Source organism: Pedobacter namyangjuensis, from assembly GCF_003313325.1.
Classification (GTDB): Bacteria; Bacteroidota; Bacteroidia; order Sphingobacteriales; family Sphingobacteriaceae; genus Pedobacter; species Pedobacter namyangjuensis.
Genome location: NZ_QMHQ01000001.1, coordinates 343,929 through 368,871 on the forward strand (window position 1 = coordinate 343,929; position 24,943 = coordinate 368,871).

Genomic DNA, 24,943 nt, shown 5'->3' on the forward strand with positions numbered 1-24,943 from the left:
ATGTCATCCTTTTCTTTTCTATAGATAAATGTTAGTCTCTGCTTCTGCCAAACAGCATAGAAGCATAATAAAGTAAGTTTGCTAAAGCTCCCAAAGCTGCAACCACATAAGTCATGGCAGCCCACCAAAGCGCATCTTTAGCTTGTACATTTTCTTCATCGGTATGCATTACACCACGGTTATTTTTAAGCCAAACCAAAGCTCTTTTGCTCGCATCAAACTCAACGGGTAAAGTTACAAAGCTAAAAATCGTGATGATTGCTAATCCGCCCACACCAATTGCCAAAACAATAGGCGGACCATTAAACACAATTAGCATTACACCAATTAGTAGTACCCATTGTAATAAATTAGACGATATGCTAACGATGGGCACCATACTAGAACGAAATTGTAACCAGTTGTACGATTTGGCGTGCTGTACAGCATGCCCACATTCGTGTGCTGCGACAGCCGCGGCTGCAACACTACGTCCATAATAAACATCGGTACTTAGGTTTACTGTTCTAGAAGCCGGATTATAATGGTCGGTAAGCTGACCTTCGGCACTCATTACTTTAACATCGTAAATACCATTATCTTGAAGCATGCGCTCGGCTACTTCTTTTCCAGACATTCCTGATCTAAGCTGCATCTCAGCATATTTAGAGAATTTATCTCTAAACCTCCACTGCACAAACATGCTCAACAGCAATACCGGAATAATTAAAATTAAATAGGTTCCCATATTCGATTTAGTATGTTTTTCAATATAAACTGTCCATTGGTAGATTAAAATGGATTCATTTTGCTAAATCAAAAAGTGTTCCCATATTTAGTTAGCATTAAAATTTTACAATTTGTTATCAATGGCGCACAATTTATCTTATTGGGAAAAACAGAGTTTTTTTACTGCAGACGTTGTAATAATAGGTAGCGGCATTGTGGGTTTAAACGCTGCCATTACATTAAAGCAGAAATCATCAAAGCTTAGCGTAGTGGTATTAGAACGGGGTTTTTTACCTTCTGGAGCCAGCACAAAAAATGCAGGATTTGCTTGCTTTGGCAGTATTTCTGAATTGATTGAACAAGAGCAGGTTTGCGGAACTGACGGTTTACATAATTTAATTGGTAAGCGTTGGAATGGTCTTAAGAAGCTTCGTAATTTATTAGGTGATAAAACAATTGGCTTCGAAAACTACGGCGGTTTCGAATTGTTTAAACCACAAGAACATAATTTAGCAAACGTTTGTGTATCAAAATTGAGCCATTACAACAAGCTTATTGAAGATATTGTACAAGAGACAAACGTTTATACCGAGGCTAACCAAAGTATCGATTCTTTTGGTTTTAGAGGCATTGATATTTTACTAAACAATAAGTTAGAATCTCAGATAAATACCGGAATGATGATGAAGGCTTTAATCGAAAAAGCCCAATCCGTCGGTGTTACGATTTATAACAACTGCCAAGTAAACGAAATTATTGAAGAAAATAATCGAGTTTTTGTACTAACTAACCAAGGAAAATTCTATGCTAAAAAAGTGCTCATTACTACCAATGCTTTTGTAAATGAGCTTTTACCAAACACAGCGGTTTTACCAGGCCGTGGACAAGTAGTGGTTACTTCTCCAATTAAAAACCTAAAAATAAAAGGTACTTTCCATTATGATAAAGGCTATTATTATTTTAGAAATATTGATGATAGAATACTTTTAGGTGGCGGTAGAAATTTGGATTTTAAAACGGAAGAAACAACTGAATTTGGTGAAACTGATTTGGTACAAAAATCACTTCATCAACTATTAAAAGAGGTTATTTTACCAAATACTAATTTTACCATAGAACATAAATGGAGTGGTATAATGGCCTTTGGTAAGCAACTAACACCAATTATAGAAGAAGCAAAACCAAACATTTTTTGTGCGGTTAGATGCAACGGAATGGGTATTGCCATTGGTAGCCAAACAGGCGAGGAGGCAGGTGATATGGTTTTCGAGCGTTTGTAAAGCCTCAGTAATGCTGAATTTATTTCAGCATCTGACCTGCATGAAAATATTACTAGTAAAAAAGTAAATTTGAATAGTAAGTAAGCGCATTAGGATGCCCAATCAAGCTGAGCATGACGATATCATAAATTACTCAAAAACTATAGTCTTATTACCACTAACAAAAACCCTATCTTCTAAAACTTGCTCTAAGGCTTTACTCAGCACAGCTTTTTCAATTTCCCTGCCGGCAACTGCCATCTGTTTAGCGTTAAAAGTATGGTTAACATGTATAGTTTGCTGAGAAATTATTGGTCCTTCATCTAAATTATTGGTCACAAAATGAGCCGTTGCACCTATAATTTTAACGCCTCGTTCAAAAGCTTGTTTGTAAGGACTTGCACCTATAAAAGCTGGCAAAAAAGAGTGATGAATATTTATAATTTGGTAAGGATATCTAGCATTAAAATCGGGCGAAAGTATTCTCATAAACTTTGCCAACACAATGTAATCCAATTTATATTGTACTAAAATACTAGCTATTTCAGTTTCAAAATCAGCTTTGCTTTTATTTTCATGAGAAACAAAATAGAAGGGAAGATCAAACTTTTCGGCAAAGGTTTTTAATGTTTCATGATTACCTATTACACACTTAACTTTAGCCCCTAAAGTTTCAAAATAATCCCTAACTAAAATATCTGCTAAACAATGAAATTCTTTAGTTACCAAAACGGCAATGTTTTTAGGTGTGGTTGGTGTTACTTTTATTAGGGCATCAAATGGTAAATTGCTTGCTAATTCATCTTTTAAAAGTGTTTCATTTGCCAATTCTCCGCTACATTCTATTCTGGTAAAAAATTTCTGTGCTTCCTCATCAACAAACTCACGCATAGCAATAATATTTAATTGATGTTGCGCTAAAATTCTGGTAATACTACTTACTAAACCAACGCTGTCCTTGCATTGAATTAAAATCAAGAGGTTATTCATAAAGTAAATATAATACTTGTCATCGCTTTGCGAAATTTGTTAGTTGATATTTATTATTTTTGATAAAATTTTTAGCAAATGGAAATCGCTGTACTAGTAATTTTATTTATTGTTTTAATGTTAATTGTTGCGTTGTTGCTACGTAAACCCAAACAACAAGATGATACGGTTAATTATTTAAAGGAAGAAAAATTAAAATTGCAGGATGAATTAAATGATTTACGCGAACGTTTTAACGAAGAGCGAAGTCTTTTAATTAAAGCTAATGCATTAACAGATTCCTATAGGGATAAATTAAACGAACAACAAAAAAACCTGGAAGATTTACAACAAAAATTTACCTTAGAATTCTCTCTTATTGCTAATAAATTACTGGATGAAAAATCAGCAAAATTTACAGCGCAAAACCAAAGTAATTTAGATACTATTATCAATCCGCTAAAAGCTAATATTAAATCTTTTGAAGAAAAGGTAGATAAAGTTTATCAAACCGAAGCAGCAGAGCGAAGCCAACTGAAAGGTGTTATTTTTCAGTTGATGGATCAAAGCAAGCAAATTCAAACTGATGCAAATAATCTTACAAAAGCTTTAAGAGGCGATAATAAAAAACAAGGTAATTGGGGCGAAGTGATACTTGAAAGAGTGTTAGAACGATCAGGTCTGATAAAGGATAGCGAATATCGCATTCAAACGAGCTTAAATAATGCCGAAGGCGTCCGTTTTCAACCAGATGTGATAATTGACCTGCCGGATGAAAAACATTTGATTGTAGACGCTAAAATTAGCTTGGTTGCTTACGAGAGACTAATGAATGCAGAAACTGAGGAGGAGAAGTTAATAAACCTTAAGCAGCATCTGCTTTCTGTAAAATCTCATATAGATGGCTTAGCTGGTAAAAACTATCAAAACCTATATCAAATTAATTCGCCAGATTTTGTTTTGCTTTTTATGCCTATAGAATCTTCTTTTAGCATAACGGTACAAGCTGATAACGAATTATTTAATTATGCCTGGGATAGAAAAGTTGTTATTGTTAGTCCGACAACTTTGTTAGCAACTTTGCGAACTATTGCAAGCATTTGGAAAGTTGATAGGCAGAATAAAAACGTATTTGAAATTGCCGAAGAAGCGGGTGCTTTGTACGATAAATTTGTTGGCTTTTTAGAAGATATGGAAAAGATTGGAAAACATATCGACCATACTCAAAAAGCGCATGATGATGCATTTAAAAAACTGCAGTATGGCAACGGAAATTTAATTGGAAAAGTAGAAAAAATTAAAAAACTTGGTGCAAAGACAAAAGCCAATAAACAAATTGATGCTAAGTTTTTAGGAGAGGAAGAGTAAGACGTGCGTCCGTCACGCTCAGCTAGACTGGCATCTTAATGCTATAATAAGGTTTATAATAATCTTTTTATAGCTTTAAGATTCCCATTTTCATGGGAATGACGGAGCAAAGCTTATAAATCCTCACTAAATAAATCTTCCCAATTCGGATTATCTTTTTCTATCAATTTAATTTTCCAATCCCTATTCCACTTTTTTAATCTCTTTTCAATTCCTATAGCTTCATCTATTGTTGAATACATTTCAAAATAAACTAACTTATAACAATTGTATTTAGCCGTAAATGATTCTGGATAGATTTTATCTCTATGCTCGATTATTCTAGCATATAAATCTGATGTAACGCCGATGTATAAAACTGTGTTAAAAACATTTGTTAAAATATAAACACAGCCACCTCTTTCCATGGTGCAAAAAATTTTTGTTTTATTGACAACTTAAATAGAGATTTCGTCATGCTCAGCTTGACTGGGCATCGTAATGCTATAGTAAGGTAAATAAAAATCTTTTTATCGCTTTAAGATTCCCATTTTCATGGGAATGACGGAATGACAAAAAATTTATCCCTTAAATGCATTCCAGCCTTGTGCTTTTAGCTCATGCGAAACATTAGATTTTGAAATCATGTTACAACCAGAATTTTTATCGGTGATATGACCAATAATGCTAATATCTACATCATTCTTAAGTTTTTCATAATCACTTTGTTTAATGGTAAATAAAAGTTCGTAATCTTCTCCTCCATTTAATGCACAAACAGTTGGATCTAGCCCCAATTCCCTTGCTGTATCATAAGTCATTGGATCGATAGGAATTTTTTCTTCGTACAACGTGCATCCTTTTTCAGATTGCGTACAGATGTGCAGAATTTCAGATGCTAAACCATCAGAAACATCGATCATAGATGTAGGTTTAATCTTCATCTGAGCTAATAGATCAACAATATCTCTTCTTCCCTCTGGTTTCAACTGACGCTCTATAATGTAATCTTTACCTTCTAAATCTGGTTGTAATTGTGGGTTTTCTAAAAAGATTTGCTTCTCTCTTTCTAAAATTTGCAAGCCAACATAAGCTCCACCTAAATCTCCAGAAACGCAGATTAAATCTCCTTCTCCAGCACCATTTCTATAGGTAACTTCTTCCGCTTTTGCATAACCAATACTAGTAACAGAAATTACCAAACCTTGCTTGCTAGATGATGTATCGCCACCAATTAAATCGATATTAAATTTATTGCAAGCCAACTCAATTCCTTTGTAAATTTCTTCTACCGCTTCTAACGGAAACTTGCTCGACAAACCTAAGGAAACCGTAATCTGGGTTGCCATACCATTCATGGCATAAATATCACTCAAATTTACTTGCACAGCCTTGTAACCTAAGTGCATTAGGGGTACATAAGCCAAATCAAAATGCACACCTTCCAATAATAAATCGGTAGAGATTAACATTTGTTTATCCTTCGATTCTAAAACAGCAGCATCATCTCCAATACCTTTTATACTAGTTTCATGCTGTATTTTAAAATTACTTGTTAAGTGTTTTATTAGGCCAAACTCTCCTAATTCTGCTATATCTGTGCGTTCTTTATTTTCAAACATATTTTTTTTTGTTTTGTCATTCAGAGCGTAGCGAAGAATCTACAAATAGATTCCTCCAAAGTCGGAAAGACAATTATAATTATTTACAAACCTAAGCTTGCCGATATCTCCAACATTCTTTCAATTGGTTTACGTGCTTCTGTAATAATGTGTTCTGGTACAGTAACTTCAGGAAGTCCATTTTTTAAACATAAATACAACTTCTCCAAAGTATTACGCTTCATATATGGGCAATCATTACAAGCACAACTATTATTCGGCGGTGCCGGAATAAATGTTTTTGTCGGACAAGCTTTCTCCATTTGGTGGATGATGCCACTTTCTGTAGCTACAATAAATTCTTGTGCGTCGTTATTGATAGCATATTTTAACAATCCAGTTGTACTTCCAATATAATCGGCCATTGCCAAAACAGCTTCTTCACATTCTGGATGTGCAATAAATTTGGCATTTGGATGGCGCTCTTTAAGCTTGGTAATTTTCTCTCTAGAGAATATTTCGTGTACCATACAGGCACCATTCCACAGCACTAAATCTCTTCCTGTTTTTTTAGCAACCCAGGCGCCTAAATTCTTATCCGGACCAAAAATTATCTTCTGCTCTTTAGGTAAACTTTCTACAATTTGAACAGCATTTGTAGAGGTACAAACAATATCACTTAATGCCTTTAATTCTGCAGTACAGTTTACATAAGTGATAACTAAATGATCTGGATATTTTTCCTTAAACTTTTTAAACAAATGCGGTGGACAACTATCAGCCAGTGAACACCCAGCTTTTAAATCGGGCAACAAAACAGTTTTATTAGGCGATAAAATCTTTGCAGTTTCTGCCATAAAATGCACACCAGCAAAAACAATTATGTCGGCATCGGTTTTGGCAGCCTCTTGAGATAAGCCTAAGCTATCTCCAATGTAATCTGCAATATCTTGTATATCAGGTTCTTGGTAATAATGCGCTAATATTACAGCATTTTTCTCCTTTTTTAGTTTTTCAATTTCATCAAAAAGATCTAAGGTCGGATCAATCGCTTCATCAACAAAACCTTTTTTATTTAATTCTTCTACAATATCCATTTTAAGTGAATTGATGTTTTTCTGGGCTTTAAAACTTTTGTAAAGATACGGGCTTTCAACACTACAATAAATTATAATTATTTAATTTAAAAAGAATCTTATTGTTTATTAGTGTGTTGGTATTGTTTATAAGTTCTTTAATTAAATAGTCGATTTTAAGTTATCACATACTTACCAACATTTATATTGATTTTTAAACTAAAACTTCGACTGATTTTCAGTGTTATACTATTTCGTCTACAAAATTATCAATAGTAAAATGTTTATTGTTAGTTGGTGTGCAAAAAGTTAATAAACGACATGAACTTGCTTAAAAATTCTTGAAAAGATTGTGTCAAATTACCTTTTTAGCTTAGATTTAAACATTCAATAATAGTTGTTAGTTTTATTTCTACATAGAACTAACATAAATGCAGAGGTTGTTAACAAGTTGTTGGTTTTAGGTTAATTTAATGAGAAAAGTTGATTTTCTAGTAATTGGTTCGGGTATTGCAGGTTTAAGTTTTGCACTAAAAGCAGCCCAACATGGTAAGGTTCTTATAGTTACAAAATCTAACGAAGACGAATCCAATACAAAGTATGCCCAAGGTGGTGTTGCTGTAGTTGTAGATGAATCTGATTCCTTCGAAAAACATATTGAAGATACGTTAATTGCCGGAGATGGCTTGTGTGATGAGAAGATTGTGGAAATTGTAGTAAAAGAAGGTCCGCAACGCATACAAGAGATTATAGATTACGGGATTAACTTTGATAAAAATAACGCTGGTGTATTTGATTTAGCCAAGGAAGGAGGCCATTCAGAACATCGAGTACTACACTATAAAGATGTAACTGGCTATGAGATTGAAAGTGTTTTATTAAAGCAAATACACGAAAATAGTAACATTGAGATATTAACACACTACTTCTGTTTAGAGCTAATTACCCAACATCACCTTGGTAAGCATGTTAATAAAAGTAGCGAAGATATTAACTGTTACGGTATATATGCCTTTAACACAGAGCTTAATGATGTGGAAAAGATATTGGCGAATGTTACCGTAATGGCAAGCGGTGGTGCCGGTCATGTTTATTCTAATACTACAAATCCGGTAATTGCCACAGGCGATGGAATGGCGATGGTTTATAGAGCGAAGGGAAAAATAAGAAATATGGAGTTTATCCAGTTTCACCCAACAGCCTTGTATAATCCCGGCGAATATCCTTCTTTTTTAATATCTGAAGCGGTTAGAGGTTTTGGAGGTGTGTTAAGGAGAAAAAATGGCGATGAGTTTATGTACGAATATGATAAACGTGGTTCATTAGCTCCTCGTGATATTGTAGCCCGTGCAGTGGATAATGAGATGAAAAAATCTGGAGATGATTTTGTTTATCTTGATATTACCATGCGTAAAAAGGCAGATATTTTAAAACATTTTCCTAATATTTATGCTAAGTGTTTGTCCATCGGCATTGATATGACCAAAGATTTTATTCCTGTTACACCGGCATCCCACTATATGTGTGGTGGTATTTTGGTTGATGAATATGGAAAGTCATCTATTAAAAATTTATACGCTTGCGGCGAAGTCTCTTCCACTGGATTGCATGGTGCAAATAGGTTAGCTTCAAATTCCTTGTTAGAAGCTACGGTTTTTGCACATCGAATTTATTTATCAGCTTTAGAAAATTACAAGAATAATGTAATACCAGATGAAATTCCGGAATGGAATGATGAAGGGGTTGTACAGTCTAACGAGGAGATTTTAGTAACGCATAATCTACGCGAAACGCAAAAGATTATGAGCGATTATGTTGGTATAGTTCGTTCTGATTTTAGGTTGGATAGAGCTATGCGACGTTTATATTTATTGTTTGAAGAAACCGAAGAGTTCTACAAAAAAAATAGAGTTTCTGTTAAACTATGTGAGTTGAGAAATGTAATTCAAGTGGCTTATATGATTATTAAATCGGCTAAAGCCAGAAAAGAAAGTAGAGGACTACATTACACTACAGATTACCCAGAGCATGCAAAGGAATTAATAGATACAATTATTTAAGGTCGGTCTAATATCTAAATACTAACCACTATATAATAAAAAAATGCCAGTAATATTACCAGTAAAAGGAGTTAATCCTACTTTCGGAGAAGAATGTTTTATAGCACCTAACGCAACTATTGTTGGTGATGTTGTTGTTGGAAATAATTGCTCTATTTGGTTTAATGCAGTGGTTAGGGGAGATGTAAACAGTATTACCATTGGTAATGAAAGTAATATACAAGACGGTGCTGTAATTCATGCCACCTACTTAAAAGCTGCAACTTATATTGGTAATAGGGTGTCAGTAGGTCACAATGCAATTGTACACGGTTGCGAAGTAAAAGACAATGTATTAATTGGTATGGGCGCTATTGTTATGGATAATGCTATTATACAAGAGTACTGCATTATAGCCGCCGGATCTGTAGTTTTGGAAAACACCATTTGCGAATCTGGTTATATTTATGCGGGTACGCCAGCAAAAAAAATAAAGCCCATTACTGATGAGCAAAGGGCTTTATTAAATAAATTACCAGATAATTATATCATGTATGCTGGGTGGTTTTCGCAATAGTTCTTGTAAAAAACAGATAAGTTAGTACAATAATGCTTCCCATAAAAGGGAATACAAAAGCTACTAATGTTAAGAATAGCTTTGCTAAACATTGTTATTTTGATTTGTAAATAGTTAATTTTGAGATAATTATTAAAATAATATTCAAAAGAAGCATTAATTCGATGAAGTAACTTGATACTAAAAATTCCATGTTAATCTTCTAAAAGTTTACCAAAAACTTCCATTTTCTTGTTTTGATTAAGTTTTGTTATTTCTGGATGTTTTTTTAGGAATTGAAACATCAAAGAATTTTGTAAGAAAATTTTGTTTACATACTCATCTGCATTTATCATTCCTTTCTCTTTAAGAACTTTAATCATCCCTTCCTTGCTCGGATTTGCTGCAATTTCCTTCTGGAGATTTGGATCATTTGGAAGTTTATACTTTCTGCTAATGGAAGCTTCTTTCAACTCATTAAATACTTTTTTGTATTCAATCATTATCGGGTCTTTTTTAAGAGTATTTACATCGACTTGCTGAGAATAAGCATTTGTAATGATAAATATGGATATTATGCTAATGAGGAAATGTTTCATTGTTTATAAGATAAAAATAATAAGATATAGCTATTAATATGAGAATAAGACCAAGTATCACTTTACTTTTATCGCTTTTCCATATTAGTAAATAAAATATAAGTACAGAGCATGATAAAAAAGGTAGTGCGATAGTCAATTTATTCAAGTTTTTAACCATTATAACACCTGCTGTTAGCATTAGAAGCGTAAAAGCCAAGACTATGTATTTATTTTTAGAAGATTTCATTGTAAAGTAGATTTGCGGCTAAAGTCATACAATTTCCACGTTCTTGATCAGCATAATAAGTTGCCACATAAGCAGCAGCAAATGCAACTGCTGATCCAATACCTGCCGTTTCGAAAGAAGTTGCTAGCATAGTCAAGTCTGCAGCAGCCCATATAGCTCTAAAGGCTGTTCTATAACTGTTTTGACACCCTTCAATAGCGAGGCCATATGCTTGCATAGGATCTCCGTTTGCTAACATTACTTTTCCATTAATTCGAGAATTACTAAATTGAGTAGAAATAGTTAATTTGTCATTTGCTTTCAAAGAATTACCAATCAAAATCTCTTTTTCTTCTTGTCCAAGTTTACTATATTCTGGATATTTTTTTACAAAATTGTAAAAAGATAAAGATTGTTTTTCTAAAATATCTACAATTATATTTGCTTCTTCTATCTGATGATTATTTAGAAAATTACGCATTTCGACAAAACTTTTAATTTTTTTGAGTTCTTCATTTTGTGCAGGCGTAAGAACTTTTTTATTAGTACCAAAGTTGTTTTGTACTAAAATAGAGGGTTCATATTTCTCTAGTGTTAGATTTTCGAGTTCAATCGATGATGATATGAAAGATGAAAAGTCTTTATCAACAGCCATAATTTTCTCAAAATCAGCTGCGGTTTTTGGTCTTACTTCTTTAATTCTATCTTTTTTGCAAGAAGTAGCAAGAACCAATAATACCATTGGAATTAAGAATTTGATTTTAGTTTGTAGTTTTTATAAGAGTTTTTAAATGAGGGGCAAACATAGTCTATTTAAAATCTAAAACAGAATATAATTTCAAATTATCGTTTAAAGCAAAATATTATTCTTTCGGTATATTTATTATTTCTTCCCTTTTCCAATTTGCTTTCATAGACAGTTCTTTCGGTTCGTACCAGATTTTTTCCGGTTGCGAGCCTTCTTTTACATTTCCTGTATCCCAAATTCCATTTTTATTGGAGTCGTAAACTATTCTACCAAAGTAAACACCAGGTTTATAATTTGGCAAAGTTATCGTTTCGTTTTTTGTTATCAATCTTGTAGAAACTACTTGATCTTTTTTTTCATTTACAATTTCTAAAATGTAATTTTTTCCGCTATCTGGAACGTTTACTTTCAGAATCATGGTAGCATAATCATCAGCATTTGCTAGCGTAAAAGTTTTGGTTATCTCCTTATTTTTAGCATTAAATATACCCGTCATTGCGCCTTCACCCAACTTCAGAATATATTTTTCTTTCTTCTTAAACAGATACTTAAAATTATAGGTTAAGAAATCAATGCTATCCTTCGTAAAAGTAAATCCAGATCGCGGGATAGAGTCTTCCAATAGCGTAATTTTAGTTAAATCGACAGCTGTTATTGGCATGTTAAATGTAATTTTCAATCCTTTATGAGGATTTAATAAATCACCTTCCAAGTTATCGGCACCTGTTATGTTTCTAACGTAAGTATCTCTCTTCCCACGCGTAAATTTTGCAGTTTCTAATAGTTTCCCTTCGTCTTTAATGGCAATTTTAACAGAGTCGAAACTCAAATCTGCTAACCAAACCCTTACAGAGTCGTTCGTTTTATTAAACTTAACAATCTTATTCCCGTCGATATTTGAAGGTTCTGCGACGGTTAATTCTGGCTTTGTTAGCCACTGATTGAAGTTCATCGTGATGCTTCCATCATTATTAAGTCTTCTATCTAAGATTCTAAATTTACTCGCTTTCTCTTTGAAAATTTGAAGATTAACGCTATCAATATTTTTATTCAATTTAATAGGTTCCTTTATAAATCCAATTTCATCAGATTCCTGCTGATATATTTTATCTCCGCCTTTTTCTTTTAACGCGTACACTTTATAGGTGTCTTCACGTAAGTTTTTAAGCTTGTAGTTTCCGCTACTATCAGTTGTGGTATAAATCGCAGGTTTCTTTTTTCCAAAAATGCTATCTCTATTAAGGGGTAAGATAAAAACCACTGCATCCATTGCTGGCTGACCTGTAATTGCATTTTTTACATTTCCGCTTAAGCTTAACGAGTCTAGGGTAGGGCCGGTAGAAAAAACATACGTGAAGTTTTTAAGGGCATTACCTTCTGTTATATCAGTAATTGCTTTTCCGAAGTTTAAGGTATAGGTAGTGTTCTTCTCCAACGAATCTTTTAAGTCGATGGTTAATCTTCTAAGCTTTGCTTTTAAAACAGGAGGTTTTTCCATTTCCGGTGAAATCGAAAATTCCTTGAACTCATTAGTTAACTTGATAAATTCGTTAAAATCTAAATTTATTTTTTCAGCCTTAAAATTTGTCGTCAAGTCTTTTGGCTCTGCCTTTACAAGTTTAGGTGCTTCCGTATCTTTTGGACCGCCCTGAGGATTTTGCATACTCGCACAGCTGTAAAACATTGCTAAGAATACTACGAAGCATTTCGAGCACCTTTCTATTGACCACCTTTTGTTTTTTACCATTTTAATGCTTTTTAAGACATTTTATTAAGTTTTGAATTAATATGATTAAAAAAATCAGAAAAGAGCTTAAAAGCCTTTATTTTAAGTCAAAATTTTAATTATATAATTTATTGATATACAGTGTTTTACTTATTATTTGGTGATATGAACCATTAAAACTGAAATATCTGAAGGTGAAACACCAGAAATTCTAGAAGCTTGCCCTAAGGTTCTCGGTTTTATCTTCAATAGTTTTTCTCTAGCTTCTTTTGAGAGTGATAAAAGTTTGTTGTAGTCAAAATCTGGGTTGATATTTTTGTCTTCCATTTTTTGCATTTTGTTTACAATTTCATTCTCTTTTTCAAAATAACTATCATACTTTATTTTTATTTCAGCTTGCTCAACTGTTTCCTGATCGAAAGTATTTAATAGATCATTTAATGGTATACTTACTTTTCTAATATCTTCAATACCAACTTGGGGTCTGCTTAATACATTAAAAAGTTTTACGTTTTGGGTAAGAGCGGCTGTGCCAAGTTCAACCATTAAATCATTTGCTTGGCTCATTTCAACACCTTGCTTTTTTGTAAACTCTACAATTGCATCAGAGTTTGCCACCTTTGCATTTACAATCGCTAAACGATCGTCATCTATCAAACCCAGTTTATGTGCAATAGGAGAGAGCCTAATATCCGCATTATCCTGTCTTAACAATAAACGATGCTCAGCTCTAGATGTAAACATCCTATAAGGTTCTTCCGTTCCTTTAGTCACTAAATCGTCTATTAAAACACCGATATAAGATTCAGAGCGTTTCATAATCAGCTCATGTTGATCTTTCACCTTCTGATGCGCATTAATTCCTGCTATAAAGCCCTGACTTGCAGCCTCTTCGTAACCAGTAGTTCCATTTATCTGCCCTGCGAAGAACAAATTACTGATTAATTTCGTTTCTAGCGTTAAAGAGAGCTGTGTTGGCGGAAAATAATCGTACTCAATAGCGTAACCTGGACGGAACATTTTAGCATTTTCAAATCCAGGAATTTGAGTGATAGCTTTGTACTGTACATCTTCTGGAAGGGAGGTTGAAAATCCATTTACATAAATCTCGCAGGTATTCCATCCCTCTGGTTCTACAAAAATTTGGTGCCTTTCTCTTTCCGCAAAGCGATTAATTTTATCTTCAATAGACGGACAGTATCTTGGGCCGAGGCCTTTAATGCGTCCAGTAAACATTGGCGATCTTTCAAAACCTTCTTTCAAAGTTTCATGAACTTTTTCGTTAGTGTAGGTAATCCAACAGCAACGTTGATCGGTAGGAGTGGGCACATCGGTGTAAGAGAATTTGCCTGGTTTTTCATCTCCCCATTGCTCTTCCATAAGAGAATAATTTAGTGACCTGCCATCAATTCTCGGAGGTGTTCCAGTTTTCATTCTTCCCGCTTCAAAACCTAAAGTGGTTAACTGCTCTGTCAATCCCGTAGCAGATTTTTCTCCAGTTCTACCGCCACCAAATTTCTTTTCTCCAATATGTATTACACCGTTTAAAAAAGTTCCATTTGTAAGCACTACTGACTTGCCTAAAATCTCAACCCCTAAAGCAGTTTTTACCCCGACAACCGTATTGTTCTTGATGATCAAACTGCTCACCATCTCTTGCCAGAAGTCAACATTCGGAGTGCGCTCTAGCGCCAATCTCCATTCCTCAGCAAAACGTTTTCTGTCATTTTGTGCTCTTGGGCTCCACATTGCAGGGCCTTTAGATTTGTTGAGCATTCGGAATTGTAGAGTGGTCTTATCAGCTATAATTCCAGAATATCCACCCATTGCATCAATTTCTCTAACAATTTGCCCTTTGGCTACACCACCCATTGCCGGGTTGCAACTCATCTGAGCAATTGTTTCCATATTCATAGTGATAAGCAATACCGACGAGCCAAGATTCGCCGCGGCTGCCGCAGCTTCGCAACCTGCATGACCTGCGCCCACCACTATAACATCATACTCTTTAAACATCTTGTTTTAGTTATGTTTCACGTGGAACTCTAAATTTATTAGCTAAAATTAACTGCTTTTTCAATAGCGTTTCACGTGAAACTTTTTATATTTTTAATTTATTATTTTTCTGACAACTCTACCCAACGTTCTAACAACTTAGCTAAATTGTCATCTGCTTGTTTAATTTTTTCAGAAACTTCCTGTATTTTCTGATAGTCTGAAGCATCAATATCGTTCAAAGAAGAGGTCAGTTTTGCAATTTCGTCTTCTTTAACAGAAATGCTTTTTTCGATATCTTCAAATTCTTTTTGTTCCTTAAAACTAAGTTTTTTTGATGAGGTTTCCTTCGGCTTTTCAGCAACTGTTTCCTTCTTAGAATTCATAACCTCCTTGGCGTTTTCTAAGCTTACTCTGTAATCAGAATAATTGCCATTATAAATGCTCACTGCTCCTTCACCCTCCATAATAAAAAGTTGCTCGCTCATTTTATCTAAAAGATACCTATCGTGAGAAACAAGAATTAACACACCAGGAAAATTTTCTAAAAACTCTTCAAGCACATTCAGCGTGTCAATATCAAGATCGTTGGTAGGTTCATCCAAGATTAAAAAATTCGGATTTTGAATTAAAACCTTCATCAAGTGTAAACGTTTCTTTTCTCCACCACTAAGCTTCTCAACCATTCCGTGTTGTTTCTTTGGCGGAAACAAAAATAATGTGAGTAGGGCAGAAGCAGAAATTGTTTGGCCATCTGCCATCTTGATATACTCTGCGTCAGCCTTAACAATATCAATTACCCTTTCTTTCTCATTAAAAGATAAACCGCCTTGTTTGTAATACCCGTATACAGTAGTGTCGCCAACGTCTACAATGCCTTTTTCGGGTTTTAAATTTCCGGTGATAATATTTAATAAGGTAGATTTTCCCGTTCCGTTTTTCCCTGCTAGTCCAATTCTATCGCCTCTTTTAAAAGTGTAAGAAAAGTCGTTTATTATTTTCTTGTCATCAAATGTTTGCCCAATGTGATCCAACTCTAAAATTTTGCCACCTTGACGAGCCATCTTTACATTTAAAGTCACCTGTTGGTTGTCTGATCTTTGCTTAGTTTTTTCCTCAAGATTATAAAAAGCATCAATTCTAGATTGGCTTTTGGTAGTACGAGCCGCAGGCATACGTCTCATCCATTCGAGTTCTTTCTTTAATAGGTTTTTGTTTTTTTGAAAAGTAGCATCGTCCGAAGCTTCTCTCTCGGCTTTCTTTTCTAAAAAGTAAGCGTAATTGCCATTATAGTTAAAGGTTTTTCCTCTGTCTAATTCTACAATGGTATTGCAAACATTATCCAAAAAATACCTGTCGTGCGTAACCAATAGAATTGTTTTATTGCCAGATGTAAGCAATTTCTCCAACCACTCAATGGTGTCAATATCCAAATGGTTGGTAGGTTCATCTAAAACGTAAATCTCCGGATCTTCAATTAAAAGCTTGGCAAATGCTAAACGTTTTTTTTGCCCACCAGATAAAGTAGCTATTTTCTGTTGCAAATGGTTTATGCCCATTCTGCTTAAAATAGTTTTTATTTCATGTTCATACTCCCAAGCGTTATGTTCGCTTAATTCTTCGTATAACCTATTGAGCATCTTTTCATCAGGGTTCGGGTCCTCAATTAATTCTTCATATTCTTTTATCAGCTGTTGCTGCTTGTTTTCAAGCGAAAAAATGAAGTCGCTAATAGAATATCCTTCCGGAAAAGAAGGTTCTTGATCTAGAAATCCGATCTTAACTGATTTGTTTTTTACAATTTTTCCCTCCAATGGAGAAAAACGTTCGGCAAGTAATTTTAATAGGGTGCTTTTACCAGCGCCATTTATACCAACCAACGCAACGCGTTGACCAGGATTAATGCCCAGTGTTAGATTTTTAAAAAGCCATTCGTCGTTATAGGCGTGGCCCAAGCCTTCGGCTGCAATTAGTGTACTCAAAGTATTTTTTAACGATTTATCTGATAAGAAATTACTACAAAAGTAAGCAATATTTGCGGCTTGTAATTTGTTGCCAACCTAAACGCAAAAAAATCTGTAAAAAATTACTTGAAGGAAATAAATTAGTTCAAATTAAACTTCTCGTTTTTAATGTTTATTACATTAGAAGTATAAAGTATAGATACGATTAAAACGCCTATAACAATTGCTAGAACAAACTGAACGCTTGAGTAAATTTTACTTCCAGAAACATTAGATTGTGATTCTTTAATAAGTTCTTCGCCAACTTTGGTCTGTATTTGTGTAAGCTCAGCCAGCTTGTCAAAAAGCCCCTTAAATGATTTTTCAATGGCTAAGTTACACGAGTTTTTGCTTTCTTCTGTAAATGCCGTGAGGCCTAAAATATTTGCTTCTATTTTTCTCGTACTAGCTAATTTGTTCTTCAAGTCAGCTAAATAGTCTTTTTCATTGCTTACCAAATAGGTTTTTTCATATTTGCCTAATAAAGAGTCGATACTTTTATCGTAGCTACTAAGCGTGTATTTTAACTTAGTGTTGGCCTGGTTTACGTTTACATGCATCTCTAAAGCATAACGTTTGGCATAAAGTTTTTCGGCAATAAAAAATAAATCTGTTGCCGGTATCAGTCGGTCGTTGTATAAAGAAGTAAAAGATTTGCCGAGTTCTTTTACGTTTTTGTCTTCTAATATCCGCACCAAAATAATGCATACCATAATAGAGAAAAGGAGCAAAGCAACTCGGGTTTTTTGCTTTATAGAGTGCGCAAACTTCATAGCTAATCACATTTGGTTATTAACTAGGCAAAATAGGCAAAAATGTTTAGCTGGGCGATAGATACTGTAAATGATACAAATGTGCAAAGCAAAAAAAATGCAGACATCCATCTGCATTTTTTAACTAAACTAAAAACTAAACTAAATTTATGATTGGGTAATGAATTTTATAAGCTTAAAAAATCTGCTTCATTTGGTAAAATGGTTTTAGCAACTTGTGCCACAACTACACTTTTCGATTGTATGTTAGAACTTGCTGCTACGAATTTCGCCAAGCTAACATTCGCAAAATTTCCCATTCTAGCATTATATTCCTCGGTAGAACCAGAAAGCTTTAAGCTAGATGTATTGCTTAAATTTGTATTTAGGCTAATAGTGTTTGTATACAAATCAGCCTTTGCGTTATCGCTTAAATTTACATTTAAACTTAGTGTGCTAAACTTTCCAGCAGTTTTAACCGTAGCATTGCCCGAGGCAGAAATTTCTGTTAAGCTGTTTACGTAAGCCACAACGGTTAATTTCTCTTTGGTAAATGAGCTAATTCTCAATTCGCCGTCCTTTTGTTGTACTAAAGCATTGTTGGCAAAATAGTTATCCAATACTTTAACACTTTCATCGCTACTTTGAACTAAAATTAGTTCCACGTTTCCGGCGACATCAATTTTATTCACTTTTTTTACGCTTGTTAATACTGTTGTTGTTTTAGGCTCATTAGCGTTTACATTTAAAGTGCTACCGGTTAAAACTACTGCTGTTACAGCTAATGCGATGATTGATTTAATAGAGGTTTTCATATTTTTAATTTTTTAAAATCTTATTTTGTAAATTTTAACTTCCTTGTTTAAGGCTTGTTACATCTATAAGACGGGGTAAGGGGTAAAAGGTTGCACAGCGTGTTGCTGTATTATACCACCACTGCGTAATCCTCGACGAACGCCTGTAATTTTTAGACGAAAAGGTCAGGTATTTTTAGAAAATCATATGGGAGGCAATGAACAAGCGTAAGTCCCGCTATCCACTTTACTTCGTGTTCGTTCCTATCGGGTTTATGTAGCAATAGCGGTGCTTCTATAATCGTTTTCTGTGCAAGGCTGTTAAAATGGTCAGAAAAAAATCAGCATTACTGCGGTATTTGCTATTTTAGATTTTACATTTGCTTTATTATTTAGAATCAAACTTAATAACGATGAAAATATTAGTCGCCTTACTTACCACTTTATGTTTAGTGGGCACTCAACCTTCAGATCAACCTAAAACCAATAGCAAAAGCTTGTATGTTTCAAATTATGAAAACGTGCTTGGAACATCTTTAGAGTTTAAGTTTACCAGTACCTCAGAAATGGCAGCTGATAAGGCGGAACAAGCGGCTTTGCGAGAGATCAATCGCCTATCGAAAATCTTCAGCGCATATGATAAAAACAGCGAATTTAATAGTTGGATGCTTCAAGGAATAAATAAACCTGTTAGAGTATCTGCAGAGCTTTTTGATATGCTCCAACTGTTTGCCGAGTGGAAACAACGTACCAACGGCGCTTTAGATGCTTCGGCCACTGTTGCCGGCAATCTTTGGAAAGAAGCAGCGACCAAAAACAAGCTACCTAAAAGTGCAGATGTTACTAATGCAGTAATTACCATGCAGCAAAAGCATTACGCGTTAGATAAGGCCACTATGACGGCTACAAGATTAACAAACGTGCCTTTGGTTATGAACACATTTGCCAAAAGTTACATCATCAATATGGCTTGTGAGGCTGCGCTATCGGCTTCGGATATTAGTTCAGTAGTTGTAAATATTGGTGGAGATTTGGTAATCAAAGGCGATGTTAATGATTTGGTAAAAGTTACTAATCCCTTGGCAAACGCAGAGAACGATGCGCCTTTGGCGTATCTAACGGTAAATAATAAAGCTGTAGCAACCAGTGGAAATTATCGCCGCGGCGAACAAATTGGAAATAAATGGTATTCGCATATTGTAGATCCGCGTACCGCGATGCCTGTGGAAGGTGTAATTAGTGCTACTGTTATTGCGCCAAATGCGACCGATGCCGGAGCTCTAGCAACGGCATTCAACGTGCTTACCGTAAAAGAAGGCATGGCCTTATCAGCCAGTGTTGAGGGAGCGGATTATTTGATTATTACCAAAGATGGCAAACGTATTGAGAGTAAAAATTGGCACAATTATGTTACTAAGCCCCTAGAAAATGAGAAAGTTACCGGCGTAAATAGCAAGGCTGAAAAATTATGGGATGCTAAATACGAATTGACAATTAACTTTCAGTTTAATAGAATTGAGGGAAATAGCCATCGACCGTTTGCGGCAATTTGGGTGGAAAATGAAAAGAAAGAAGCGGTAAGAAATTTGGCGTTGTGGTACAATAAAACCAAATGGGTGCCCGATTTAAGAAATTGGTACCGCATAAATGGCGAGCGCTTTAAAGCTAATAAGGATAATTATGCTTCCGCAACTGGGGCAACACGCAATCCGGGTAAATACACCATAAAATGGGATGGAAAAGACGACAAAGGCAATTATGTTCCGCAAGGAAAATATACCATCATTTTAGAAACCGCTAAAGAAGCGGGTACTGATGAAATCATCCGTCAGCAAATGGAATTTAAGAAAACTGCAAAAAAAGTAACCAATGCAGGTAATGTTGAAATCTCAAACGTAACTTTTGACTTCTATAAAAAATAATCCGGCAACGCCGAATAACAAAAAAAAGCCTTCAAAAAACGGAGGAACGAAAAAAGAATTCGCAAAGTTTTCCAGATGGTTGCACATTTACCTTTCTATGGTAAGTTTTGCTATTGTGTTGTTTTTTTCGGTTACTGGTTTAACGTTAAATCATCCAAGTTGGTTGGGTGGGGAGGAGCAGCTTAACACCAAAGACAGCGGAAACCTAAATGTAGCATGGGTTAATAATCCAGACACCAATAAAATTGCCAAGCTTGAAGTAGTTGAATTTTTGCGTAAAAAGCACGCGTTGAAAGGCGCTGTTAGCGAATTTAGGATTGATGAGGCTGAAATAACCGTTACGCTAAAAGGGCCAGCTTACGCTGCAGATGCTTTTATTGATCGTGAAAGCGGAAAATACGAGCTCTCGGAAATTAAAATGGGAGTGGTGGCATTAATGAACGATTTACATAAGGGACGAGATTCTGGTAAAGGCTGGTCGTGGATAATTGATATTTCTGCTGTTTTCCTAATTATAGTTTCGCTAAGCGGATTGATACTTTTATTGTTCATCAAAAAGAAACGTATAGCTGGAATTGCAACTGCGATAATCGGTTTAATTATCTGTTACTTGATCTATGTAATTTTTGTTCCGTAGTTGGAGCAATAAGAAAGGATGAGAGTGCTAAAACCGCAATCTAATTATATGATGCGTGATACAGATCTGATAGCCATAGGATTTATTTCGTCAGTGGCTGAAAGAATAGCATTTAAAATGAATTAATGCTTCAATTCCAGCTTTTCCAAGTAGAAATCCTCTTTGCTTGTCATTAAGGTTTTTGCTTGTTTGCCTTTGTCTTTGTAACCCAACAAATGTAAAGTGCCGTGAATTATTACACGACATAATTCGTGCATAGTAGTTGAGCCAAAATTTTTCGCATTTTCTTTAATTCTATCGATACTGATAAAAATATCACCCACAATCATTTTAAGCTCTTCTGAGTTGTCAAAAGTAATTACATCGGTATAATCGTCATGTTGCAGAAAATCTTGGTTTATACGCAATAGATATTCGTCAGAACATAAAATAAAATTCAATTCTTGTAATTGATAACTTTCTGCTACAATAGTTGCCTCAATCCATTTTTTGATAATGGTTTTTTGCTTTAGTGCGTAAGTTGTGTCTTCGGTAAAGAAATTAATGCGTGCCATAATAGAATATTTGTCGTTCAGAGCCTAGTGAAGAAGATTTTTCGCTTTGCCAAAAACTAACGATTGGGCGAATTTAGCAATTTAAAATATTCCGAAATTTTGTTTTTGTAGTAATAATTTAAGTTAGGCGGTAATTTCTGAATTAATTCCGTTTCACTTTGTTGTTGTTTCTTAAACTTATCCAGCATTTGCTGATAAGAAGGTGGAAATTGTTTTGCCGCGTTGCTCTCTCTTTTAGAATCTTGATCTTGCTCTCTTTGCGCCTTGTCGGCATCTAACAATTTAACTTCCAGCTTCTTCTGGCGGTTCATCGTTTCTTCATTAATTTTTTTGTTAACCAAATCGAGCTCTGTCTGCTTCATTTCTTGCACCATCTGGTTCAAATTACCCATAGGGCCCTTACCGTCTTTGTTTTCTTCTTTATTAATTTTTTGCAAAGCTTCTCGAATCATTTGCTGTTGTTGCGCCATTTTCGCAAACTCCTGACTCATTTGTCCTTTTGGAACAGTACCCATATTACCGCCTTCCTTTTGCATCTTTTCTCGGGCATTCTGCATGTTTTTATTCAGTTGCTCTTGCATTTTTTGCAATTGTTGCATGTTTTGCTTTTGCCCTTTGCCGCTACCAGGTTTCGAGTTTTTCATCGCATTTTGCAATTGCTCTAATGCCTCGTTCAGCATTAGCGCCAAATTGTTTAACGATGTCATGGTAAACTGCTGCGCTCGGTTAGCTTCTGGCGTTCTTCTGTCGCCTAACAGTTCTATCGCTTTGCCAATATTAAAGTTAATTTTATCTACTTCTGTATTAACGGCGCTTTCAATCTGAGGAACCCTTTTGCTCAACGAAAACAAACTATCTGCAATAGTTTTCATATTGTCTTTAATAGTATTCTGCTGTTGTACGTTACCGACATAAGCCGGATCATTATTGGCCATTTTGCGTAAGGCCAACATTACTTTTTCTTGCGCAAATGAAGTGCTTAGCAGGTTTTCCAAAATCCTTCGCAACTCCTCTGCGTTAGTTTTTGCTTCTTCTTGCTCTGCTTCCTGTTGGCTTTCTTTCATCTGTTGTGCCAACTGCTGCATTTGCTCGGCTGCTTTTTGCTGTTTCTCGGCTGCTTTTTGCTTGTCGTTTTTGTTTAATTGCTCTTTGCTTTCTTGCTGGCTTTTTTCAATTTGATCGCTTTCCTTTTCCGGATTTTTGAAATTGTTGGGTTTATCTAAAGCCTCGTTTTGTTGCGCTAATTTTTCAAGCTCTTTCTGTAAATCTTTAAAATCTTTGTTCAGTTCGTCCTGTTTCTTTTTCGAATCGTTTAAATCGCTGTTTTTATCTTTTGTTTTTTGACTCAGCTCTTTTTGTTGTTTTGCTAATTCGTCGAGCCTATCTATTTTATTTTGCAGGTTTTGCTCAAATTCAAGTTGCTTGTAAAGCTCAAGAATTCTGTCTAATTCATTTTTTAAGGATTTATTGTCCATTTGCATTTTAGAAAGCTCTTCCTTAGTCAAATCCTTGTTGTTCATTTCCATTAACTGCTGTAATTTATTTAGCAGTTCCTTGGTTTTTTCGTCTAAAATGTTGTTAAAGAGATTGTCTATCTGATTTTGCTTTTCCTTCAGTTCCTTGTTTAGCGTATTATTTTCTTCCTTATCAAAAGCATTTTTTTCGTTTTGCTTTTTGATATCCTTAACGGCCTCATCTAGTTGTTTTTGTTTGTCTAGAAGTTGTTCAATCTGTTTTTTGTCTTCAAAGTTCAGCGTCTTCTTATCTAATAAATTTTGACTCAGTTTTTTGCTTTCCTTTTCAATAGTATTAGCCAATTTTATGGTCGACTCCATTTTTTGTTTTAGCGATTCACTTCCGGCAGCCAATTTTTCTGCTACTTGTTGCTGTGTTGGCACTTGGTAGGTTTTAATTTCTGACCGGCTAACTTTTGCACCATTAACGCCATCATTATCTGCTACTTCAAAATAATAAGATAGAATTTGACCAGGTTTTACCGCAATTTCATTCAAATTCCAAAGGTGAAAAAAGCTGTTTTCGGTTTGATTGGTTTTAATACTGATGGTTTTACTTTGCTGAGAGATTAATTTCCCGTTTTCGTTTATTGCGTACTTGAATTTTAACGACGAAAAACCATAATCATCAGCTATGCTACCCTGAAAATAGCGTGCTTTTGAACTCAAGGAATCTGGAGCTTCTGTAACCGTAATACTCGGAAATTGATCTGCAATTACAGCAATTTGATGGCGAAGCGAATCAGTTTTAGTTACAAAATCGTTTTTCGGGATTACAATATAGTCGGTGTTTTTCTTTGCGGTTGTGCTAAAGGTCGCCAAATCGTCCTCAACTTTTAAATTATAGGTTTGATTTTGGATTAGAAAAGCTAACGTTCCACTATGTTCAGTTTTAAATTTCCAAAATATTTTTGTGCCTTCCGGGATAAGCAAATCGCCAACATTACTCAATTCTTCTGTTTTCCTGTTCAAGTAAGCGGGATAATGCAGCTTTGCGCTTATGCCTAATAACGATGGGCGAGGCTTAACTTCTAGTGTAAAAGTTCTGGAGTTAAATCCGCCAGCAAAAAATTTTAATGATTTATTCTTTTGGATATTTTTAAAGGTGTAGTTGAAACGGCTAATGTTTTCCTTTTCCAATTTGTAGGTATTTATGCCATCTTCAATATAAACTTCCTGTGGAAATTCGTCACCGTTTAGTTGCAGTTTTACGGTTATATCATCGCCCTGCGTAACAGTTAAATTTTTATTAAGTACCTCGAATGTAAATGGCGCAACAGGTAAAATTTCTTCGTTATACTTAACAAAACTATTGGTGCCCTCTCTTAAAATTGCTGGCGCCAATAATCCTATGGTTAAAATAATAGCTAAAGGCAATAAGATATATTTGACGTGTTTTTTGTTGTCTTTTAGGTTAATTGCACTTGTAAAAGGTATTGGCCGCAAATCGCCAATTTTCTGGTCTATGCCTGCTAGAATTAGTTGTCTGTTTTGCGGCGATTCATCTGCAAGTGCTTTTAGCTGAAGGGTATTTAATAGTCTGTCTTTAACGTTGAAAAAATGATTGCCGATAATTGTTGCAGCTTGTTCTATGCTGAGCGTTTTGCTTAGTTTATAGTAAGCCAACCCGGGTTTTATTATCCAGAAAACAACAGATGAAATACCAATTGCTAGAAAAGAGAAAAAGAGAAAGGTTTTAACCGAGGGGCTAGGAACTGCGTAGTAAACGAGTACGAACATGCAAAGATAAAGCGCCAAAATTAAAGCCGCGGCATAAATGCTTCCACGCAAAAGTTTGTTTAAATAGAACTTTCGTGTAAATTCATTAATCTTTGCAATTAAAAGGTCGTAGCTATTACCCATAAGTTGTTAACGAAAATAAAGGTAAAAATTGTGTGGTTAAAAAAGCCATTACTTATCAATAACCGAGATATTT

At 34.8% G+C, this 24,943-nt stretch carries 20 protein-coding genes; 6 read left to right on the forward strand and 14 right to left on the reverse strand.

From position 1 onward, the window contains the following. Positions 1 to 31: 31 nt before the first annotated feature. The gene (locus DUT69_RS01640; protein ID WP_113651392.1) at positions 32 to 727 is read right to left on the reverse strand and encodes a zinc metallopeptidase; all 696 of its coding nucleotides are present in this window, start codon (positions 725 to 727) and stop codon (positions 32 to 34) included. 121 nt (positions 728 to 848) lie between these two features. Here DUT69_RS01640 and DUT69_RS01645 point away from each other — a divergent pair, with 121 nt between their 5' ends. Continuing rightward, a complete protein-coding gene (locus tag DUT69_RS01645; protein ID WP_113651393.1) occupies positions 849 to 1,988 on the forward strand; it encodes an NAD(P)/FAD-dependent oxidoreductase in 1,140 nt (379 codons plus the stop codon). Between the two features lie 129 nt (positions 1,989 to 2,117). On the opposite strand, the gene purU is transcribed toward DUT69_RS01645, so the two are convergent. After that, positions 2,118 to 2,957: a formyltetrahydrofolate deformylase gene (gene purU, locus DUT69_RS01650; protein ID WP_113651394.1), complete on the reverse strand. Its 840-nt coding sequence runs from the start codon at positions 2,955 to 2,957 to the stop codon at positions 2,118 to 2,120. 78 nt (positions 2,958 to 3,035) lie between these two features. Between purU and DUT69_RS01655 the strand changes: the two genes are divergently transcribed. Beyond that, positions 3,036 to 4,304: a DNA recombination protein RmuC gene (locus DUT69_RS01655; protein ID WP_113651395.1), complete on the forward strand. Its 1,269-nt coding sequence runs from the start codon at positions 3,036 to 3,038 to the stop codon at positions 4,302 to 4,304. 113 nt (positions 4,305 to 4,417) lie between these two features. Here the strand turns inward: DUT69_RS01655 and DUT69_RS01660 are convergent, their stop codons facing one another. The 3 genes from DUT69_RS01660 to nadA form a co-directional block, all read right to left on the reverse strand. After that, entirely contained in the window at positions 4,418 to 4,711 is a 294-nt protein-coding gene (locus DUT69_RS01660) for a GIY-YIG nuclease family protein (RefSeq protein WP_113651396.1), read from the reverse strand. Positions 4,712 to 4,864: 153 nt separating this feature from the next. Beyond that, positions 4,865 to 5,905 (reverse strand): thiamine-phosphate kinase, encoded by a 1,041-nt coding sequence (gene thiL, locus DUT69_RS01665; protein WP_113651397.1) that lies wholly within the window; start codon positions 5,903 to 5,905, stop codon positions 4,865 to 4,867. Between the two features lie 83 nt (positions 5,906 to 5,988). Further along, a complete protein-coding gene (gene nadA / locus DUT69_RS01670; RefSeq protein ID WP_113651398.1) occupies positions 5,989 to 6,981 on the reverse strand; it encodes a quinolinate synthase NadA in 993 nt (330 codons plus the stop codon). Between the two features lie 452 nt (positions 6,982 to 7,433). Between nadA and nadB the strand changes: the two genes are divergently transcribed. After that, positions 7,434 to 9,020, forward strand: a complete 1,587-nt coding sequence (gene nadB / locus DUT69_RS01675) for an L-aspartate oxidase (protein ID WP_113651399.1) — start codon at positions 7,434 to 7,436, stop codon at positions 9,018 to 9,020. 43 nt (positions 9,021 to 9,063) lie between these two features. Further along, positions 9,064 to 9,576, forward strand: a complete 513-nt coding sequence (locus DUT69_RS01680) for a gamma carbonic anhydrase family protein (RefSeq protein WP_113651400.1) — start codon at positions 9,064 to 9,066, stop codon at positions 9,574 to 9,576. Between the two features lie 194 nt (positions 9,577 to 9,770). Here DUT69_RS01680 and DUT69_RS01685 read toward each other — a convergent pair whose 3' ends face one another. The 7 genes from DUT69_RS01685 to DUT69_RS01720 all read right to left on the reverse strand — a co-directional run bounded on the left by DUT69_RS01685 (position 9,771) and on the right by DUT69_RS01720 (position 18,401). Further along, on the reverse strand, positions 9,771 to 10,154 hold the full coding sequence (locus tag DUT69_RS01685) for a hypothetical protein (RefSeq protein WP_113651401.1): 384 nt from the start codon (positions 10,152 to 10,154) through the stop codon (positions 9,771 to 9,773). Between the two features lie 215 nt (positions 10,155 to 10,369). Continuing rightward, a complete protein-coding gene (locus DUT69_RS01695; RefSeq protein ID WP_113651403.1) occupies positions 10,370 to 11,104 on the reverse strand; it encodes a hypothetical protein in 735 nt (244 codons plus the stop codon). 121 nt (positions 11,105 to 11,225) lie between these two features. Further along, a complete protein-coding gene (locus DUT69_RS01700) occupies positions 11,226 to 12,794 on the reverse strand; it encodes an Ig-like domain-containing protein (RefSeq protein WP_240186631.1) in 1,569 nt (522 codons plus the stop codon). A gap of 195 nt (positions 12,795 to 12,989) precedes the next feature. Further along, positions 12,990 to 14,852 carry a tRNA uridine-5-carboxymethylaminomethyl(34) synthesis enzyme MnmG gene (gene mnmG, locus DUT69_RS01705; protein WP_113651405.1) on the reverse strand — a complete coding sequence of 621 codons (1,863 nt, stop codon included), beginning with the start codon at positions 14,850 to 14,852 and terminating at the stop codon, positions 12,990 to 12,992. A gap of 101 nt (positions 14,853 to 14,953) precedes the next feature. Beyond that, positions 14,954 to 16,813, reverse strand: coding sequence for an ABC-F family ATP-binding cassette domain-containing protein (locus DUT69_RS01710; protein WP_113651406.1), 1,860 nt, complete (start codon positions 16,811 to 16,813; stop codon positions 14,954 to 14,956). A 122-nt stretch (positions 16,814 to 16,935) separates the two neighbouring features. Next, on the reverse strand, positions 16,936 to 17,607 hold the full coding sequence (locus DUT69_RS01715; protein ID WP_113651407.1) for an MCP four helix bundle domain-containing protein: 672 nt from the start codon (positions 17,605 to 17,607) through the stop codon (positions 16,936 to 16,938). A 167-nt stretch (positions 17,608 to 17,774) separates the two neighbouring features. Then, positions 17,775 to 18,401 (reverse strand): GIN domain-containing protein, encoded by a 627-nt coding sequence (locus DUT69_RS01720; RefSeq protein WP_113651408.1) that lies wholly within the window; start codon positions 18,399 to 18,401, stop codon positions 17,775 to 17,777. Positions 18,402 to 18,793: 392 nt separating this feature from the next. Here DUT69_RS01720 and DUT69_RS01725 point away from each other — a divergent pair, with 392 nt between their 5' ends. After that, positions 18,794 to 20,302, forward strand: coding sequence for a DUF2271 domain-containing protein (locus DUT69_RS01725; protein WP_113651409.1), 1,509 nt, complete (start codon positions 18,794 to 18,796; stop codon positions 20,300 to 20,302). Then, complete coding sequence (locus DUT69_RS01730; RefSeq protein ID WP_205314198.1) at positions 20,283 to 20,939, forward strand: PepSY-associated TM helix domain-containing protein; 657 nt, start codon at positions 20,283 to 20,285, stop codon at positions 20,937 to 20,939. The genes DUT69_RS01725 and DUT69_RS01730 overlap by 20 nt, the downstream gene beginning before the upstream one ends. Positions 20,940 to 21,061: 122 nt before the next feature. On the opposite strand, the gene ybeY is transcribed toward DUT69_RS01730, so the two are convergent. Further along, on the reverse strand, positions 21,062 to 21,493 hold the full coding sequence (gene ybeY, locus DUT69_RS01735) for an rRNA maturation RNase YbeY (protein WP_113651410.1): 432 nt from the start codon (positions 21,491 to 21,493) through the stop codon (positions 21,062 to 21,064). 56 nt (positions 21,494 to 21,549) lie between these two features. After that, entirely contained in the window at positions 21,550 to 24,870 is a 3,321-nt protein-coding gene (locus tag DUT69_RS01740; RefSeq protein WP_113651411.1) for a DUF4175 family protein, read from the reverse strand. Positions 24,871 to 24,943 lie beyond the last annotated feature (73 nt).